This window comes from Streptomyces endocoffeicus (assembly GCF_016741935.1).
Classification (GTDB): Bacteria; Actinomycetota; Actinomycetes; order Streptomycetales; family Streptomycetaceae; genus Streptomyces; species Streptomyces endocoffeicus.
Window position 1 is genome coordinate 361543 of the sequence record NZ_JAERRG010000005.1, and the last position, 15169, is coordinate 376711.

A 15169-nucleotide genomic window follows, 5' to 3' on the forward strand; every position below is an offset into this window, starting at 1 on the left:
GACGTACGGCCGCCCGTCGACCGTGTGCCACTCGTCCGTGCCGACCAGCTCGCTGATGTGCATGGGCCCCTCCAGGCGGATCTTGGTTCCGGGGCAGCCCAGTTACGCGCGGCAGCGACTGCCTGGGAGTGAACCGCCGCACACGACAACGGCCCTGCCCATACCCTGGCAGTGACAAGCTGGACAGAGAGGGGCAAGGCCATGTCATCTGACGCTACCCCGGACCCGCTTGACCATCCGCTGGTCTTCGGTCAGCGGATGCAAGTCCTCCGTACCCGCCGGGGCATGAGCCGTACCGTCCTCGCCGGTCTCCTCGGCAAGTCACCGAGTTGGGTGAAGCAGGTCGAGAACGGCACCCTCCACACCCCCGCACTCCCCATGATCCTGCGCATCGCCGAGGTGCTGCGCGTCCGCGACCTCTCCGAGCTCACCGGCGACCAGACCATGCCCGTCGACCTCTTCATCGGCCCCGGTCACGCCAAGCTGCCCGCGGTGCGAGCCGCGATCGAAGCGTTCCCCTTCACCGCCGACCGCGAAGCGCCCTCGCCCGCGCACCTGAGCGCACGTCTCCAAAGCGCCTGGTCCGCCCGCCACTCCGCACCCAACCACCGCGAGGTGATCGGCGGACTCCTGCCGGTCCTCATCCGGGATGCGCAACTCGCCGTACGCCAGGCCGACCGCGCCCCCGAACGGCGGGCGGCTCAAGCGGTCCTCGCCGAGGTCTACAGCCTCAGTCAGTTCTTCATCGCCTACCAGCCCGACTCCGCGCTTCTTTGGCGCGTTGCCGAACGCGGCATGGTAGCGGCCCAGGAGAGCGAGGACCCGCACGCCATAGGCATGGCAGCATGGCTCACCGCCCAGGCCCACCGGGACAGCGGCCCCGCCCACTACGACGCGGCCGACGCGGTCACCAAGGAGACGCTGCGTTACCTCACCCCACTCCTGCCGGACGCGCCGGACAACGTACGCGCGATCGCCGGCGCCCTGCGGTTCGAGGCCGGATACACCGCGGCCCGCCGCGGTGACACCGGCGCCGCCTGGGGCTACTGGGACACCGCCCGCGAGATGGCCGAGCGGCTGCCTGCCGACTACTACCACCCCATGACGTCGTTCTCCCGAGGCATCATGGGCGCGCACGCGGTCACGGTCGCGGTCGAGCTGCACGCGGGCGGGGAGTCCGTACGGCAGGCCGCGAAGGCGGACGCCAAGACGATCCCGTCACGGCCGAGGCGAGCCCGGCACCGGATCGAGGAGGCGCGCGGCTACCACCTGGATGGGCAGCCGGAGACCGCCCTGGCGACGCTGGACAAGGCGTACGAGGCCGCGCCGGAGACGATCCGCTACAACGGCTACGCACGCCGGATCATCTTGGAGGAGACCGAGTCGAAGTCTCCGGTGCATCGCCGCCGCGCTGCCGAACTGGCGGTGAAGATCGGGGTATTGGCTGCCTGAACCGGCGTTCGAGGGGCAGAATCTCTGCCCCTCCTCCGTCCTCGGCGCTCTTACGGTCGGTCAGCACCTGATCACCGATGACGCCGAGGGGCCCCGTGCAAACCAGCAGCCGTACAGCAGAGCCGTGGACGCCACCGCAAGGCGCCGACATAGAGATGGTCCGGGTCGGCTCCCATTGGGATGCCGTGCGCGCTCCCGTGGCGATCGGTGAGCGGGCCCTGGAGTTACTCGGCGGGACGACCGGCGCCGTCATCGCCGACTACGCGCAGATGTACTGGCTGATCGTGGCGGGGAGCGCGCAGTACTGGCGTCGCATCCCGCAGGTGCAGACACTCGGTGCGGCCCCGACTTCCTATATCGGCGTTCCCCCCATCGGCCACACCGCCGGGCCGGTACTGCACTGGCGCGTCCCGCCCGGGCCCGACCGCTACCTCACGGACAGCCCCCTGTTACGTGGGGCCCTGGCCCAGGCGGTCGCCGCCGAGCTTGGCCCTGACCGGGAGGTCGGCCGGTGACCACCACCTACGACCGGGGCCCCGCGCCGCTCGTTCTGGGCGCGTACCTACGAGCGCTTCGGCAGGCCAAGGGCCTCAAGCTCTGTGACGCGGCCGAGTTCATCCGCAGCTCGGCGGCCAAGCTGAGCGGGATGGAGACCGGCCAGGTGGCACAGCCATGGCAGGACGTGTGCGCACTGGCCAGGTTCTACGGGGTGACCGACTGGTCCACCATCGTCGGCGCACTGCGGTTGGCAGGCCAGCAGCCGAGAGATCCCAAGCGCAGGACGGGCACGATCCACGACAACACCGAAGGCTGGACGGACCGGATGCCTGCCTGCGAGCAACACGCATCCGCGATCTGCGTCTACGCCTCGGCCACCATCCCGCGCATCGTGCAGACCACCGAATACCCCGTGGCCCAACTGCCCCTGCTGCCATCGTCCACCCAGCCGCAGGACGCCACCGTCATCCTCGACGGGGCGACGCTCCTGCGCACCTTCGGAAACCCACAGGCTATGGCGGCCCAGATGGCCCACCTGCAGCGCCTGGGAACCTCCCCATTCGGCCCCCGAATCTTGGTGGTGCCCTTCCAAGCCGGGGTCATCCCGCCGCCGGGCAACTTGCACCGCTTCCAACTCCACGGGCACGAGGTCTTAGCCGAGGAGACCTGGAGCGCGCTCTACACCACCGGACCGGACAGCCAACCGGCACGCGACCGTCTGGCCGCCGGGCTCGCCGCCGCCGAGGATCCCGAGGCGAGCGCCGTGCTGCTGGATATAGCGCGCCGACGCTTTGAGCAGCTGGCCAAAGACCCGGAGTCGGATCCGCTCCTGGAAGAGCTGACGGCGTGACCGCGAGTCTGCTGGGCCCGGCCGCCGCGAACGAGTGGCGCGCAGCCCTGGAGCACGCCGCGGGCTGCCCGGCCTGCCGGACACCCGGCGCCGGGTGCGAGATCGGGGAGCGGCTGCTCGGCGCTTACGAGCGGGCTGCGCGGCAGGCCCGGTCAGAGGAGGGCGAATGAGGCACCGACGCCAGGCCCCCGCCGAACGGGCAGTGCTGATCGTCTTCCGCGCCGCCTGCCCGGGCCCGCCGCTCAGCGCGAACGTCGTGCTGCGGGCGCTCGCTGTCCACCCCTTCCTCGCACGCACCCCAACCCCATAGACCGGGCGGGCCGTCGGTGGCCCGGGGGCCCCGCCCCGGGCTGGACTTCGCGGCTGGCGGCCCACCCCCAAGCCCCCTGCCGGTCGATATGCCGAGACGCGGACACCGAGAAGGCAGGGGCAGTGGGGCCCGGCAGCCCGGACCACCGGACCGGTCCCCACTCCAGCAAGACCAGACCAAGCATCCGCCATAGGAGGCAATATGACCGTCACCGCAGAATGGCCGCTCGGCACCACCACCGACCCCAAGGCACTCCTCAGCGCCGCTCTCCTCGACCTGCTGGCGACACGCATCGTGAAGGACCACGACGTCGCGCCGCCACTCGCCGAGCGGATCGCCGCCCAGACCGCGGCCTTTCTCGCTGCCTGCGCCAACAACACCGGCCGACCGTTAACGCCCAGCAAGGCCATCGACATCGGCTGGCACACCTTCCTCCTCCACACCCGCGACTACGCCGACTTCTGCCAGCGCGTTGCGGGACACTTCATCCACCACGTCCCCACGGATCCAGCGGAAGGCGAGCACGGCACAGCGGCGGCGGCGCGGCAGCGCACCCTCGACGCCATCGCGGCCGCCGGGTACGCGGTGGACGTCGACCTCTGGCCCGAAGCGGCCGACTGCAGCCAGTGCCACGCAGGCTGCTCCGACAGCCCCAACAGCGGCAAGAGTTGACGTAAGCACCCTGCCGACCGCCCGGTACCGCCGCCGGGCGGTCGGCCCACAGGAACGGAGGGCGCATGACGGAGACCGCCTGGGACACCTACGCCCAGCAGAAGCCCCAGCGGCGGCCCGTGAACGCCGCTGGGGAGCTGACGTGGTTCAACTGGACGCAGTACCCCGATCACGGCCCCGGTGCCGAGATCCTCGGTACAGGCCACGGCTCGTCGGTGCTGGAGCTCGGTTGCGGGAAGGGCGGCAACCTCGCGCACATCGCAACACTCGGCGCGCGCGCCGTAGGCGTGGACCTCTCCCCGGCCCAGCTCAGGGCCGCCGACGCCCGATGGGCTGACACCGTCGAGTTGGAGCTGCACCAGGCGGACGCCCTCGACTTCCTGACCCGCTGCACGGACACCTTCGACGCGGTGTTCTCCGTCTTCGGCGCTGTGTGGTTCACCGACCCTGCCCGACTACTGCCGGCAATCCATGAGCGCCTGCGTCCGGGCGGCGTGCTCGCCTTCTCCCAGCGCCCACCTGTCGGGGGCTGCTACGGCTGCCAGGCGTCGTACATCACGAGGTCTGAGGAGGAGGACCCGCTGGTGGTGAAGCGGTGGGACTACGAACCACCGCGCTGGACGCAGATCCTGCGCGAGTACGGGTTCACCGAAGCAACGGCACGAGTGCTGCCCGCGCCGCCGGGCCCCCGCAAGATCGGCACCCTGCTGGTCCGCACCACGGCCTGAGCGGGGTTACACGCCTGCACGCCGTGATCCTTTAAACGAGAAGCCTTGCGACTCTGCAACCTGTTGCGCAGGAGGTCTCCCGGCAGGATTCGAATCTGCGACAGCCGCTTTAGGAGTTCGATCCAGGCCCCCTGTGGCTGCTGTCATCGACTGGTGCGACGGCCGTTGAGAGTCACTGGTGGACCTCCTCGTCAGGCGTTGTTGATGTCAGTCGTGGATGTCAGATCCGCGGTTGCGGTGCTTCCATACCCGTACAGCAGGATTCCGGCAGGGGTGACTATGGAACGGCACTTGTTGGTGCGGCTGCTGGGCCGTGACGACGAGGCATCCGTGGCTGCCCTGGCTGCCGTCTTCAGCGGCGCTACCTACGTTGTGTGGGACGGGACTTCTCCGGCCCAGTGGCATGCCCAGACCTATGCACGCCCACTTCCGCACACACAGTGGAAGGGCATCGAGACGCTTGGGCTGTAGCGAGCGGCGCGGCTCCTCCGCCGACATGACCAGCCGGTCCGCCTTGGACAGGTCACAGTTGCTGATGGGACATGGACCTTCATGCTCTTCTTCACCGAAGACGGCGGCACACTGGTGGCCTACGCGGGCGTACGGAGGCCGAGCGAGCAAGCACCGCTTTAGGAGAGAGGCTGGGCCGTACGGCAAGTGACCTGCGGCTTCACTGGTCGAGCTAGCGGGCACGGATGCACCCGCTAGCCACCCTTGTTGACAGCTGCTGACCCCTGCTTCTGGCACGGCTGTGGCACGGCGGCCCCTTCGTCCCGACGCAAATCGGGCGGCTGCTGTACGTGGGGTTACTGCTGGCCTGAACTGGGCGAATAGACCGGGAAAGCCCTGGTGGTCCGGCGTCGCCCGGTGCGGCTGTCACGCAGCTAGGCGCGCAAGCGCGACCGTTATGGCCTCAGCCGATCAAGGCTCGCTCCTACGGGGCCTCCGTAGTTTCCGCGGACAGCTGGGCTGACTGAAGTTGGCCCACCGCAGTCGCTCGTTCAGGGTTATCAACTCTGCCGCAGTTGAAAAATGACCGACTGCGGCATGGACTATGAAAGATTCTGATCACCTCAGTTGACGCTCTGACGGAGTGCCCGATAGTGTCCTGGACGTGACGGTGCGTCAGGGTAGACGCCCGTGAAGGGGAGGGATCTTGAGCATCACCACGTCCTTGAAGCCGGTGACCACTGGCCTGCCGGTCGATCTCCGGGAGATCCGCAAGGGGGTCATGGCGAACGGCGTCATCGACTGCGAGAACCTGCTGGCGATCGTCAACGACCCTCAGGAGGTTGAGGACGCCGCCAAGCGTGCCCAGAAGGCCGGACAGTCGATCAGCGACTACGCCCGCACGCGCGCCGAGATCCAGCGGCTCCTCGGCACTGCGAGCAGCAAGAAGGCCAAGAACGTCGGCGAGTACGCCGACTACATTGCGGCCGGTCTGCGAGGGGACTTCGACAACGCTTGGTCGCTGCCGCAGATCACCCTGTGGTCGCCGCGCCCGTTGGTCATCTCTGAGGATGGCTCCTCGGCCCTGCCGATCAAGGATGGCCTCTACGCTCTCGACAGCGAAACTCAAGTCACCGCCTGGCACCGGGTCAAGAGGAATCCGGCAGCGTACGACCTGGAGGCGGACTTCGACTTCGGCGCGATCCCGCTGTCGTTCGAGATCTTCCACGGCATCAGCGTTATGGCCGCCCGCCAGATCTTCCACGACCGCAATCTGAAGGGCGTTCCGGTCGATAAGTCCTTGGCCATGTCCATGGATGGCCGCGACTTCGGCACCACCGTGACGCGCAAGCTGATGGAGTCGCTGAAGGTGCCGCTCGACGAGACCACGGTTCCGCTGTCCAGCCTGATTCTCACCGGCAAGCGCCAGGTGTCGGACAAGGCCGCGGAGTGGATGACGATGTCGGTCCTGCGGACCCTCGTCGCCACGGCCATGCTCGGCAAGGCCGGTATCCACGCCGCGTCGACCGGCATCGAGCACGAGGACATCCCCGCCAACAAGAGCGGCGACCGTCCGGACAAGGTCGTCGTCCAGCGCGAGGTCATGGAGACGGTGGGCGCGTTTTTCCAGGAGAACGCCGCGCTCTTCCATGCCAAGACTGCCATCACCGCCCCTGCCGTCGTGGCTGGCCTCGGCGCGACCATGAACCGCACCATGTCCTGGAGCGCGGACCCCTTGCCCGAGGGCTTCACTCTGGAGCGCCTGTTGGAGGGTATCCAGTGGGAGCGCGAGGCGAAGTACTGGAGCGGTATCGCGGCCAAGCTGACCGACCGGGGTGCCGTCTCTTGGGCTGGCGGCGCCCGTGACTCCGGCCACAAGGTCTACGACGCGCTGAACCACCCGGAGAGCGACACGGGTAAGCAGATCCGCGGACGGTTCTAGCTTCGCTCTCGCGAGAGGCTTGAGTTCTGTCGGTAGTGGGAATCAGCCCCTGACCAGCAAATGTGGTCTGGGGCTGATTTCGTTTCGGTTTACGGCTGATTGCCGTGGATCAACGCTGCGACCTGCGAGTTAGCTGTCGATGTTTGTCAGAGCGTTGGTCACCGCTGAGCGCTCTCAGACGGCCCCGAGACGGCCTGGTGGGCCTCTGCCACAAGCTCGCTGTTAGCTGGACCCGGTGCATGCGTGTAGTCGGTTAGAAGATGTCTGCCCAACCATATTCCTCAAGAATATCGACCAATTCCTTCGAGAGTGGGTGTGCGGCCAGCTTCGGCCATTTCGACATCAATTTGCCGACTACAGATGCGAGATCCGCGTCATTCTCCTTGATGCCCAAGAAGTACTGGTAAAGGATTAAAGCGCGGAAAGCCGTGTCGGAATTGAAGTTACGACAGGCTGTAGACAGTGCCACACTCAATGTATGACATAGGTTCGGCGCATCCCAGAGGATGACTGCGAAGCTCTGACCGCAACCCCCGCGTTCCCAGACGGAGTATCCTTCATTGCTGGCTTCCTCAAGGCCTTGAATCATGTGAAGCAGCTCGTCTGGCGTCCAGTCGAAAGTTTCTACTACTTGATTCCGAATCCGCTGAGGAATCCAATTTTTTTGCTCCAGGCCATATCTGGATGCGGTGCGCAGTGCGAGAGAGCGGTGATTGCTGCCATCAGAGCCCATCCGGAAAGTTTAGTGATGGTGTGACGCATTAGGAGCAGGGCGCGCACGTCACCCCTACCAAGTGCGAAACAGTCGGTAATGGCCGACACTTGCGCCACTACGTCTTGAGCCACGAGGTCCAGTAGGGAGTGCCCGCCGAACCTGCGGCCGTAGTCATTCACCGCGGCGGTGAAATGATCCCATGTTTCAGCCTTGAGGACCTGTGTACTAGGGAAGGGGACGAAGTGCCCTCTGAACCGGTCATTGTCTATGGGTTGACCCTTGCCGATGTTCTTATGCTCGTGTAGTGCGTCCATCTCCTCGTGGACGTAAGCGCTCAGGTTCATCCAGTGAAGTTGCTGAGAGTCCGGGTCGAATACTACCCCGAACATCGGAATGGATGACTCAAGCCATGTATTCAAGTCGACAGACTTGGCGGGGATACCCCATATTCCGTTATGGAGGAAGCTCCTGCCGCTTTTCACTTGAATCGCGATTGTGTGCCCGGTGATTTCGCGGTCCTCTGTCAGGTCAACGAGTAGATCTTTTCCGAAGTCATTTGCGGTATCTACCTCCTGCACCACGCATTCGCGAGCTTCTAGAAAATCCCGCAGTGCATTAACTCCTGCGCGTTCGGTGGCTTTCGTATTGCGAAGTCTCTTGCGCGGGGGCATTGCCCATCCTGAGTGGTCGGAAAGTACTTTGGACACGAGAATGCCAGTTAGCTCTGGGTGAATGTGAGCGGTTCGGGCGGGACGGCGTGAGGCCGGCGTACTTTGGCCGGGAGCTGCTTTGGCGCGAGTGATCATGGTCCCTTACGCCGGCCCGCGGATCGGGCAGGCTTGTGTACCTGCCCGGTAGTGCCCGATGTGGGGCCATGATCTTCGAGGCTCGCGCCAAAGTGGCTGGCTAAAGTCGTGGAGCCGACCGCCCCAGCCACGATGCGTTCTGACCTCATCTCTGTGTGCCTGCCTCTTGGGCGGCCGCCCGCGCCCGCCCGGGGGAGCGGAGCGACGAGGGGTGCTTGAACCAGTAGAGAGGTTGTAACTCAGCCCGGCTGTCCTTCGCTCTAAAACTGACCTGGGCCACGGTAGAGCTGCTGACCGACGCCGCCCGCCACCGGCCCCCGGCCGGTGGCGGGCGAGGCGCTTTCCCGCTACCTCTGCGGTGCCAGGCGCACCCGTACCGCTGTGGTGCCCAGGCGGGGGATGTCCACGAGGATGTCGTTGCCGTCGAGGGTGGTGGGGCCGTCGGGGTCGCCGAGGTAGGTGGCGCGTTCCGCGGCTGTGATGGGGAAGCCGCAGTGGAGGCGGACCGTGCGCGGCTCCGGGGCGAAGGACTGGAGCCTTACCAGCAGGTCGACGCCGTCCTCACCCGGGACCGGGGCGGCGTCGCGGACCGCGATGCGGGCGTCGTCCACGGAGAGCAGCGCGAGTTCGGCCGGCCGGTCCGGGGCGGGGGCGCCGTGCGCCGGGACGCCGATCAGCGGGTGGTCGACCTCGTAGGCGGTGCGCAGTGCCAGGGCTTCGGCGTCGATGGTCTCGCCGCTCCGGCGGACGCCCACCGCGTAGCGGAAGGTGGTGTGGAAGGCCTGCTGGGACGGGAAGTTGGTGTCCCACAGGTTGTTGTGCACCCAGGAGTAGACCGTGCCGGGCTGTCGCGGTGACGTCGAGTCGGGGAAGGGCGCGTAGGGCAGGGCGATGGTCTCCGGTTCGACCAGCGGCGCGTCCCTGGTGATCCAGGCGACGGGGCCGCCGTCGTCGGTCAGGGAGACGAACGACCTGACGGCACGCATGTGCTGGGGCGCGCCGGGTACGTGCGCGAGGCCGGTGCCGGTCAGGGCGCCGGTGATCTCGTACTGGACCGTGGGCCGCGACAGCGCGAACGGGAACGCGAGGTACGCGCTCTCCTTCGTCATGGTGGCGGGTTTGTCGAAGCGGTTGTCGATCACCAGGTGGGCGTCGTCGCGGCCGAGGCCGACCGTGGTGCGGGCCCGGCGGACGCCGTCCGCCGCGTACTCGTAGGTGAGGCGCTGGCCGAGGGCGTCGTCGACGCGTTCGAGGAGCACGGCGGGGCGGGCCAGGGTCCGGGAGCCGAGGAGTTCCAGCTCCTCGCTCACGGTGGTCTTGTTGGCCTGGTGGTTGTAGCCGCCCGCGGTGGTGTACGTGTCGTAGACGTAGCCGTTGAAGCCGACGACGGCGTCCTGGTCGACGAGTTCGCGGCCGGTGGCCTTCTCGACGAGGCTCGCCACACAGGCCCTGGTCAGGTCGATACGGACGCGCAGGTGGTCGTTCTCCAGGATCAGGTCGTCGGCGGTGGGCAGGGGTACGGCGCGGGCTTCGCGGTCCCCGTCCGCCTCGCCGTTCTCGTCCCCGTCGAGGCGGAGCGGAGCGGGGGAGGCCACCACCTTGCCGCCGTCCTCGCCGGTCACCGTCACGTCCAGCCGTACGAGGCCGAACGGCGGCACGTCGGGCACCTGGATGTGCAGCCACCGCCCGGCGTCCCGGTGGACCGGGTTGGTCTGCGCCTCCTGGACCAGCGGCAGTTCCGCGCCGGTGCGGCCGTCGGTCACCGACACCGCCCTCGTGAGGGGGACACGGCTCTCGCGCAGGAACACCGTCACGACCGAGGTGCGCGCGGCCGCCGTCGTGTTGACGGCCCAGTACGTCACATCGGCGTCGGCCGCGGTGGGCAGTACGGCGCCCAGCGCGGCCGAGGCGTGGTCGAGGAAGGTGTCGGCGTCGTTGTCGCCGTGCAGCGCGTACCCGTACTTCCAGTGCCACTGCTGCTCGCCCGACTCGCCGCCCGCGTCACCGTGGGTCCACGGGTCGGCGGCGCCCCAGGTGTGCTCGTTGAACAGGGACACCGACCGGTACACCTGGTCCGCGCCGCCGCGGGCGGCGGTGGCCAGGTCGGCGGTGGGCCCCGCGGGGGAGGCCAGGGCGGCGATGCCGTACAGCGTGGCGGCGTCGGTGACGGTGGACTGGGCGCGGCGCACCATGGCCTGGGGCCGGGCGCCCGAGCCGACGCCCTCGACCCACCAGTCGCCCCAGTCGCCCTCGAAGGCGGGGATGGCGTCGCCGAGGCGGGCCTCGGCGTCGGTGAAGAAGTCGGTGTTGGTGGACAGCCGCAGCCTGGGGCTGTCCCAGGTCTCGTTCCAGCGGCGTACGGTCTCGGCGAGGATCAGCCGCGGCGGCGCGTTGTCCCCGAAGTGGCCCTGCACCCTCAGGTGCAGCACGTCCCACGGGTAGGGCTCGCGCTCGCCCGGCGCGGGGGCCGGTGAGCCGAGGAGCTCGGGCGGGAACGGGTAGGGGTTGGTCGCGAGCGACGTCAGATAGGCGGGCAGCAGGTCGTCCACCATGGCGTAGGAGGTGTCGAAGCCCAGCACGGGCCCCTCCATGTAGGCCAGGCCGTGGGGGCTGTCGGTCATCCACACCAGCACCTCCTTGCCCGACGGGGCGCGCCACCGGAACAGGCGCGGCAGCCGTGCCCCGCCGTTGGTGGTGGGCACCGAGCGCCCGGCCCAGTTGTGCGCCACCGACAGGTAGCGCACGCCCAGGGGGGACAGCGCGTCCGGCAGCCCGGCGACGGAGCCGGGCACGTCGGTCTGCATGGCCGAGCGGAAGTCGATCCCGTAGGTGTCCCGCACCCGGCGGGCCGGCCGCAGCAGTTCGTGGAGTTCGTCGGTGGAGCAGGTGTCGCTGTGGAGGTTGTACGGCATGGCCGTCAGCTCGATCTGACCGGCGCGGACCCGCTCGATGAACTCCGCGACCCGCTCCGGCGGCCGGACGGCGGCCCACTGCTCGAACGACCACAGCGACTCCACGGCCCACCGGAACCTGGCGTCGTCGGGCCAGCCGTCGGTGGTACGCGTCAGGTCGAGGCAGGAGTCGAGGAAGGCGACGTGTTCGCCGAGGACGGTGCCCTGCGGATCGGTGTAGCCGATGTCCAGGTGCGAGTGGTGGACCAGGTGGATCGTCCAGTCCCGCGGCGGTTCCAGCGCGAAGGCGAGCACCGCCGAGGCGTCGCCGTTGCGGGCCTCGATGCGCACGTCGCGGCGGTCGCGCTCCAGGGGGAGCATGAGGCGTGGTCCGCCGGGCGCGGGCAGCACCTCCACGGGCACCCGGCCACGGCCGGCGATCTCCGCCTCGAAGGTCCACTCGTCATGGCCAGGCGCGTCGCCGGAGATGAGGATGCGCACCCCGCGCCGGGCACCGGCGTCGTCGCGGCGTACGAGGTGTTCCGGCAGGGCCCGCAGTTCCGTGGTGCCGGCCCGCGCGGTGGCGGCGACGGCGAGGCCGATCATGCTCGTCCGGGCCTTGTCGGTGGACCAGCGGCGGTCGCGTACGAGGGCGCGCGTCGTCATGTGTGTCTTCTCTCCCAGGGTGGTTCAGTGGTTCGTATCAGGCCGTGGGCCGCGGGTTCAGGCCGTGGGCCGCGGGTTCGGGCCGTGGGCTGCGGGTTCGGGCCGTGAGCCGCGAGTTCAGGCCGTGAGCCGCAGGCTGTTGACGAAGAAGCGCTGGAACACGAAGAAGAGGACCACGGTCGGCACCGAGGCGACGAGCGCGCCGGCGAGCACGACGGGCGGCCCCACCGTGGCGTAGTTGCCGTTGAGGTCGGCGAGGGTGGCCGTCACCGGCCGCACGTTCGGGCTGAGCGACAGGGTGATGCCGAACAGCAGGTCGTTCCAGATCCAGGTGAACTGGAAGATGAACGCGGCCAGCAGCGCGTTCCTGGCCAGCGGCAGGTGGATCCGCAGGAACATCGACAGCCAGTTCACGCCGTCGAGCTGGGCCGCCTCGGAGATCTCCCGTGGCACGGTGAGCATGAAGTTGCGGTTGACGAAGAACGCGAAGGGGATCGTCAGCGCCACGTAGATCAGCAGCATGCCGTACTGGGTGTCGTAGAGGTCGGTGGTGGCGTACCCGCTGAACAGCGGGGACAGGAAGGTCTGGAGGGGCAGCACGGTGCCGATGAAGATGAACCAGAACCAGAGTCCGGGCCGCCGCACCGGCATCACGGTGACGGCGAACGAGGCGAGTGCCGCGATCACCACCGCCACCGCCGCGCCGATCACCGCGTAGAGCAGGGTGTTGAGCAGTCCCCGTCCGACGTCGGCGCTCTCGAACGCGGTGCGGATGTTCGCGAACAGCCCGGCGGAGGCGAACCACCACCGCGGGGATCCGGTGTACTGCTTCGCCGGGGTGAAGGCGTTGACGACGACCAGCCAGGTCGGCACCAGCCACAGCACGGAGACCAGGGTGACCAGGACGCCGCGCGCCGTTCGGCCCGTCATACGGCATCGCCCGACCGCTGCCGCACCTGTTGCCGCAGGTAGAGCCAGGAGGCGGCGATGACGACGACCGTCAGTACGACGGAGACCGCCGCGCCGTAGCCGTACCGGTTGAGGGTGAAGGTCTGCCGGTACATCGTCAGCGCGAGCGTCTCGGAGGCCGTTCCGGGGCCGCCCTGGCTGAGCAGCCACACGATGTCGAAGGTCTTGAGGCTGTTGACGATGGACATGCCCACCACCACGACGGTCATCGGCCGCAGCTGCGGCACGATCACGCGCAGGAACAGCTGGAGACCCCGCGCGCCGTCGAGCCGGGCGGCCTCGATGGTGTCCGTGGGAATGGTCTGGAGCCCGATCAGGAACAGGATCAGCGAGGCCCCGGTCGCCTGCCATGTCGTCGCCACGATCATGACGAGGGTGTTCAACGGCCAGTGCAGCAGCCACTCCTGCTGCCAGCCGCCGAGCCCGACCGCGGCGAGCGTCTGGTTGACCGCCCCGTCGCTCCTCAGCAGGTACGTCCACAGCAGCGCCGTCGCCGAACCGGAGAGCGCGTACGGGATGACCACGGCGGTGCGGGCCACCGCGCCCCAGCGCATCGAGTGGGTCAGCACCGCGAGGAGCAGGCCCAGCAGCACGGGGAGGACCAGCGTGCCCACCACCCAGAGCACGGTGTTCAGCAGCGACCGGCCGAAGTCGGGGTCGGCGAACAGCGCGGTGTAGTTGGACAGGCCGACGAAGCGCGCGGTGATGCCGTTGTCGTCGAAGAGGCTGCGCCATGCGGTGCTCAGGAAGGGCACGACCAGAAGCAGCAGGACCAGCGCCACGGCGGGCGCCAGGAACGCGCCCACCCAGGCGGTGGCGCGGAAGCGGGCGGAGCGCGGATCGGGCACGGGGGGTTCGGGCCGGTGTGGCCCCGTTCGGCTGGCTGCCTCGTCGGCAGTGGTCAGGACGTCCACACCTTCCACTCCTTGTCGGCTCGGTGCTGCATGTTCGTCAGGGTCCGCGTCGCCGTCGCGGGGGTGGGGTCGATCATGAAGGCGCTCAGGTCCTGGACGTTCCCCTCAATCAGTACGGGCGGCGATGCCTCCCAGTAGCGGATGGCCTGCGTCGGCCGCTCCCGCCGCACCTGGGCGGCGACCTGGCGCACGGTGCCCACGTCCGGCACCACGCGCGGGTCGGCGGAGGTGTCCCGGAGGAATCCCGTCCACGCCGTCTGGACCGCCGGGTCGAGCCAGGCGCGGGCCACGGCGCGGGCGGCGTCGCGCTTGTGGGCGTTGGCCGACACCGCCAGCACACCGCTCTCCACGAGCACCGAGCGGTTGCCGCCGGGCGGCGTGGGCAGCAGGAACGCGCCGAGGTCGGCGTCCTTGACCCCGGCGTCGAGGAACGCCCCGGTGTTCCAGGTGCCGTAGAGACACATGGCGGTACGGCCCTGCGCGAACTGGCCCGGCACGTCCGTGACCGAGGCGTCGGGCGAGGAGAACGCGCCCCGCCGGTACAGATCGCTCCACAGCGCCATCGCGCGTCGGCACACATCGTCGGTGTACGAGGCCCTGCCCGCCGTGAGATCGAGGTAGAAGCGGTGGTCGAGCCCGTTGACGAGCTGCTGGAACCAGATCGACGACTCCCAGGTGGTCGCGCCGGCGGAGGAGATCGGCGTGACCCCCTTGGCGTGGGCGGTGTCCACCACGTCGAGGAACTGCTGCCATGTCGTCGGCACGTCCACCCCGAGCCGCTTGAAGACGGTCCGGCTGTGGAAGACCACGTAGTACGACTTGTAGAGCGGAACGCCGTACTGCCTTCCCTCATGGCTGAAGGTCTCGCGCAACGCGGTGTCGTCGCTCCAGCCGCGCCGGGCCGCCTCGTCCCAGGCGTCGGTGACATCGGCGAGGATCCCGGCGCGGGCGATGTCGCGCAGCCGGTACCCGTTCCACCACTTGAGGAGATCCGCCGTGGAGTCGGTCCGCGCCGACATCCGCACGATCTGCTGATAGTTGCTGACGTTGGGAACCGCCCGCGGCGCGAGCCGGAAGCCGGACAGCGGCCGCAACTTCCCGCCCGCCGCCCGGAAACCCGGCGACCAGGTGGGGTTGTCGTTGAACACCGAGACCACATCGGTGGGCGCGGGCCGGCTCATCGAACCTCGTGCGCACGAGGTGAGGGCAAGAGTGGCGATGCCCGCGGAGGAGGCGGCCAGCATTCGGCGCCGACTCATCCCCTGCGGCATATCGATTGGTTTGTCGACCGACCCCATCTGACCCC

General features: G+C 68.5%; 14 protein-coding genes. 8 read left to right on the top strand and 6 right to left on the bottom strand.

Features of this window, described 5'->3' with window-relative positions; translation table 11 throughout:
* Positions 1 to 201: 201 nt before the first annotated feature.
* The 8 genes from JK364_RS16480 (at position 202) to JK364_RS16515 (ending at position 6902) form a co-directional block, all read left to right on the top strand.
* Positions 202 to 1452 (top strand): helix-turn-helix domain-containing protein, encoded by a 1251-nt coding sequence (locus tag JK364_RS16480; RefSeq protein WP_201851816.1) that lies wholly within the window; start codon positions 202 to 204, stop codon positions 1450 to 1452.
* Between the two features lie 185 nt (positions 1453 to 1637).
* Entirely contained in the window at positions 1638 to 1967 is a 330-nt protein-coding gene (locus JK364_RS16485; protein ID WP_307841299.1) for a hypothetical protein, read from the top strand.
* On the top strand, positions 1964 to 2800 hold the full coding sequence (locus tag JK364_RS16490) for a Scr1 family TA system antitoxin-like transcriptional regulator (RefSeq protein ID WP_201851818.1): 837 nt from the start codon (positions 1964 to 1966) through the stop codon (positions 2798 to 2800). The genes JK364_RS16485 and JK364_RS16490 overlap by 4 nt, the downstream gene beginning before the upstream one ends.
* Positions 2797 to 2970, top strand: a complete 174-nt coding sequence (locus JK364_RS16495) for a hypothetical protein (RefSeq protein ID WP_201851819.1) — start codon at positions 2797 to 2799, stop codon at positions 2968 to 2970. Before JK364_RS16490 ends, JK364_RS16495 begins: the two co-directional genes overlap by 4 nt.
* Complete coding sequence (locus JK364_RS16500; RefSeq protein WP_201851820.1) at positions 2967 to 3110, top strand: hypothetical protein; 144 nt, start codon at positions 2967 to 2969, stop codon at positions 3108 to 3110. Before JK364_RS16495 ends, JK364_RS16500 begins: the two co-directional genes overlap by 4 nt.
* Before the next feature lie 201 nt (positions 3111 to 3311).
* Positions 3312 to 3782 (top strand): glycine-rich domain-containing protein, encoded by a 471-nt coding sequence (locus tag JK364_RS16505; protein ID WP_201851821.1) that lies wholly within the window; start codon positions 3312 to 3314, stop codon positions 3780 to 3782.
* Between the two features lie 65 nt (positions 3783 to 3847).
* Positions 3848 to 4510: a class I SAM-dependent methyltransferase gene (locus JK364_RS16510; protein WP_201851822.1), complete on the top strand. Its 663-nt coding sequence runs from the start codon at positions 3848 to 3850 to the stop codon at positions 4508 to 4510.
* A gap of 1156 nt (positions 4511 to 5666) precedes the next feature.
* Complete coding sequence (locus tag JK364_RS16515) at positions 5667 to 6902, top strand: DNA sulfur modification protein DndB (protein WP_230992008.1); 1236 nt, start codon at positions 5667 to 5669, stop codon at positions 6900 to 6902.
* A 253-nt stretch (positions 6903 to 7155) separates the two neighbouring features.
* On the opposite strand, the gene JK364_RS16520 is transcribed toward JK364_RS16515, so the two are convergent.
* The 6 genes from JK364_RS16520 to JK364_RS16545 all read right to left on the bottom strand — a co-directional run bounded on the left by JK364_RS16520 (position 7156) and on the right by JK364_RS16545 (position 15122).
* Entirely contained in the window at positions 7156 to 7635 is a 480-nt protein-coding gene (locus JK364_RS16520) for a hypothetical protein (RefSeq protein WP_201851916.1), read from the bottom strand.
* Positions 7530 to 8288 (bottom strand): DUF4365 domain-containing protein, encoded by a 759-nt coding sequence (locus JK364_RS16525; RefSeq protein WP_201851823.1) that lies wholly within the window; start codon positions 8286 to 8288, stop codon positions 7530 to 7532. The genes JK364_RS16520 and JK364_RS16525 overlap by 106 nt, the downstream gene beginning before the upstream one ends.
* A gap of 482 nt (positions 8289 to 8770) precedes the next feature.
* Positions 8771 to 11980 carry a glycoside hydrolase family 38 N-terminal domain-containing protein gene (locus JK364_RS16530; protein WP_201851824.1) on the bottom strand — a complete coding sequence of 1070 codons (3210 nt, stop codon included), beginning with the start codon at positions 11978 to 11980 and terminating at the stop codon, positions 8771 to 8773.
* A gap of 117 nt (positions 11981 to 12097) precedes the next feature.
* Complete coding sequence (locus JK364_RS16535; RefSeq protein WP_201851825.1) at positions 12098 to 12910, bottom strand: carbohydrate ABC transporter permease; 813 nt, start codon at positions 12908 to 12910, stop codon at positions 12098 to 12100.
* The gene (locus JK364_RS16540; protein ID WP_201851826.1) at positions 12907 to 13863 is read right to left on the bottom strand and encodes a carbohydrate ABC transporter permease; all 957 of its coding nucleotides are present in this window, start codon (positions 13861 to 13863) and stop codon (positions 12907 to 12909) included. The genes JK364_RS16535 and JK364_RS16540 overlap by 4 nt, the downstream gene beginning before the upstream one ends.
* On the bottom strand, positions 13851 to 15122 hold the full coding sequence (locus JK364_RS16545) for an ABC transporter substrate-binding protein (RefSeq protein WP_201851827.1): 1272 nt from the start codon (positions 15120 to 15122) through the stop codon (positions 13851 to 13853). Before JK364_RS16545 ends, JK364_RS16540 begins: the two co-directional genes overlap by 13 nt.
* Between the last annotated feature and the right edge of the window lie 47 nt (positions 15123 to 15169).

What these genes read in the sequence shown, in the direction of transcription:
- JK364_RS16480 (WP_201851816.1), top strand. Translation starts at nt 202, where the DNA reads ATGTCATCTGACGCTACCCCGGACCCGCTTGACCATCCGCTGGTCTTC.
- JK364_RS16500 (WP_201851820.1), top strand. Translation starts at nt 2,967, where the DNA reads ATGAGGCACCGACGCCAGGCCCCCGCCGAACGGGCAGTGCTGATCGTC.
- JK364_RS16505 (WP_201851821.1), top strand. Translation starts at nt 3,312, where the DNA reads ATGACCGTCACCGCAGAATGGCCGCTCGGCACCACCACCGACCCCAAG.
- JK364_RS16510 (WP_201851822.1), top strand. Translation starts at nt 3,848, where the DNA reads ATGACGGAGACCGCCTGGGACACCTACGCCCAGCAGAAGCCCCAGCGG.
- JK364_RS16520 (WP_201851916.1), bottom strand. Translation starts at nt 7,635, where the DNA reads ATGGGCTCTGATGGCAGCAATCACCGCTCTCTCGCACTGCGCACCGCA.
- JK364_RS16525 (WP_201851823.1), bottom strand. Translation starts at nt 8,288, where the DNA reads ATGCCCCCGCGCAAGAGACTTCGCAATACGAAAGCCACCGAACGCGCA.
- JK364_RS16530 (WP_201851824.1), bottom strand. Translation starts at nt 11,980, where the DNA reads ATGACGACGCGCGCCCTCGTACGCGACCGCCGCTGGTCCACCGACAAG.
- JK364_RS16535 (WP_201851825.1), bottom strand. Translation starts at nt 12,910, where the DNA reads ATGACGGGCCGAACGGCGCGCGGCGTCCTGGTCACCCTGGTCTCCGTG.
- JK364_RS16545 (WP_201851827.1), bottom strand. Translation starts at nt 15,122, where the DNA reads ATGAGTCGGCGCCGAATGCTGGCCGCCTCCTCCGCGGGCATCGCCACT.